The 625-nt window shown below is 42.7% G+C and carries 1 protein-coding gene; it reads right to left on the minus strand.

What is annotated here, in order from left to right:
• Positions 1-202: 202 nt before the first annotated feature.
• Positions 203-625, minus strand: a 423-nt coding sequence (locus EST42_RS06740) for a DDE-type integrase/transposase/recombinase (RefSeq protein WP_134644776.1), incomplete at its 5' end; no start/stop codon positions are given.

A 625-nucleotide genomic window follows, 5' to 3' on the forward strand; every position in this document is an offset into this window, starting at 1 on the left:
CATTATGAGTCAGTTTTTATTTAGCTTAGTGTTGCACTTGAATTGTAAATTCAAGCTAAATTATATCCCAAGTCTGAATTAATTCAGATTTGGGGTAATCGTGTTTATGTCATATAGAAATTGGTCTAGGCGACATCACGAAGTGATATACGGATGTTGTTGTACTAGTTGATGTACCAGCCAACCGCAGCTTACACATCGTTTATGCTCTCAAATGCCCGTTGATAGCCCAGTCCTCGCTTGAGCAACGAGTGGAAGCTTTCAATGCGGGCGTTATCGTAAGGTATCCTTTACGGGAATAAGAATGCCTAATGCCAACGGACTCCAGTGTGTTTTCAAACAATTCTCTGGTGTATTGAATTCCCATATCGCTATGCACATACAGTGGCTTTTTACCACGCCGCAGCGCCTTAGTGATGACTGAGGTCGCCAATTGGGCTGTCATTGTGTCTGCGATTTGATATGACAGCACCTTACGGTTTTCTGGATCATACGAACTCGCCATGTAGACCCATGTCTTATCGGTCAACTGAATATACGTAATATCAGTTGTAAGCACGTGACTTAGGTCATCCAGATTGCCGATAAGATTTGGCATCTGATCTTTGTCATTGACCGTTGTGGG

This window comes from Weissella cibaria (assembly GCF_004521965.1).
Taxonomy (GTDB): domain Bacteria; phylum Bacillota; class Bacilli; order Lactobacillales; family Lactobacillaceae; genus Weissella; species Weissella cibaria_A.